This is a genomic window from Psychrobacter sp. Ps6 (genome assembly GCF_022129235.1).
GTDB lineage: Bacteria > Pseudomonadota > Gammaproteobacteria > Pseudomonadales > Moraxellaceae > Psychrobacter.
Map to the genome: position 1 here is coordinate 1 of NZ_JADQAI010000083.1, position 2,017 is coordinate 2,017.

The window sequence follows — 2,017 nt, forward strand, 5'->3', positions numbered from 1 at the left end:
CTGTTAAGCAAATTTGATATCAAAGGGATCAACTATGGTCCAAGTACAGGGGGAGGGAACCCATTACTTTCCGCTGAAGAACAATTGGCTGTTGTGGGCCTATGCTGGCATGAATCACCTGTAGGTTGGTTATTACTGTTTGTTGAGGGGCTTAGAGATGTTAATGCTCTTAAGCAGCTTCAAATCGCAACCATGGGAGAAGCGCTTCGTCTAATGGAAGATTGGCGGGGAGTGTACCCAGAAAAGGCCATCAAAGCCCTGTGTGCAACAGCCATTGCTGAAGCTACTCAGCAGCAAGGGCAGATTTGTCCTGAGTGTAATGGTAGTGCTGTTGTGGTAGATAAGAACCGTAATCGTTGTAAATGCCAATGCTGTAAACAAGGTCGTATTGAGTGGACCCAAGAAACCCGCTTTGCCTATTTTGCTCGAGTTCTGCCTGTGACTTATAGCCGCTTTAAGCGTTATTACTCAGTGCAGAATCTGTTGGTATCGTGGTTAGTAGAAAATAGAACTATGGCTGTTATGGCGATGGATGAGCAGATCCAGAGGGAGAGTCATAGGCAGATAGCTTGAATTTTACTCCTATACTTCAAGCTTCATGAGGCATAGGAGAGCTATTTAACAATAGCTATTGAATTCTAATTGTTGGGAAACTATTTGTATATGGACAAGAATTGGCTTTAAAATGTTGGCTCTTGAGGATTTATGGAAAAACAAATGGTTAAGCAAATTGAGTTGGACTGGTCAAAAGGTAAGATAATTAATGATGAATTTTTTCCGGAAGATAAATTAGGCAGAGTGAAATACGCCACATTTCTTACAAAGCTTCTAGCATCACAGGGATTTGATAAATCACGAGATGATGTAGACCAAAAACGAAATTATGTGCTTAATTTAAATTCAGAGTGGGGAGCTGGTAAAACCTATTTTTTAAAGCGTTGGTCTGAGGATATTAAAGATTATTATCCTGTAGTATATGTAGACGCATGGAAAAAAGACTACTCTGATGATCCATTAATGACTGTAATTTCTTCGATTATTGAACAGTTAAGAAAACAAGCAGGGAAGGATAAAGAATCACCTGAATTTAAAGTTCCTAGAAAACTTATTGGTTTATTGAAAGCTGCAGCACCAGGGATTGGACGAGGATTATTTAAAAGGTATGTTGGTATTGATCCTGTAATGATTATGAATGCCGATGATGATAATGAAAGTCTCGGTGAAATTAGTACTGACGAAAATGGTAAGCCTATTGATATGAGCTTTGCAGCATCAGAAGCTGTTAAGTATTTAATTGATGAGCATGATGCTAAAAGCGCAGCAATAGAAAGTCTGAAAAAAAGTGTCTTTGAATGGGTTGGGGCAGTAGTTAGTCTCAAAAAAAAGGAACTACCAGCCTTCATTTTTATTGATGAATTAGATCGTTGTCGTCCTAGTTATGCTGTTGAGATGCTTGAAACGATTAAACATATTTTCGATATTAAAGGAGTGGTTTTTGTAATTGCTACTGATACTGAACAATTACAACATGCAGTAAAGGCTGTTTATGGTGAGGGATTTAATGCCAATATGTATCTTGGCCGTTTTTTTAATAGCCGTTACAGTCTTAAGTCACCGAATTTAGAAAATTTCTTAGAAGTACATTGCGATGTAAATAAACTATCAGGTGATTATTTAAGAGATTTAAATGTTGAGGTACTTCCATTCAACGAAGATGCGAAAATAACACTTCGTAATATATCTGTTGTTCTTAATGCTTTTACAGTATCAGCTCGTACAGCAATACAAATAGCAGATCGAATTGTAGCAACAATATCAAATATGCCTAAAGGCTCTAAAGTAGATATATTGATGTTGACAATTTTACTTTGTATTAAAGATAAAGACTCTAATCTTTTTGATGAAATAGTTAGTGGGGAATTTGAAAGACATATACAAAACGGCGAGAAAGATAAATTAATATATTTGAATGATTTTCTTAGTAATTATATACCTAATATTTATCATAACTCTAAGA

Annotated in this window: 2 protein-coding genes; both read left to right on the forward strand. The window is 36.4% G+C overall.

Annotated features, from left to right (window positions below):
• A partial coding sequence (locus tag I3255_RS13905) for a hypothetical protein (protein ID WP_238039336.1) occupies positions 1-573 on the forward strand: 573 nt, incomplete at its 5' end.
• Between the two features lie 132 nt (positions 574-705).
• Positions 706-2,017, forward strand: a 1,312-nt coding sequence (locus I3255_RS13910) for a P-loop NTPase fold protein (protein ID WP_238039338.1), incomplete at its 3' end; no start/stop codon positions are given.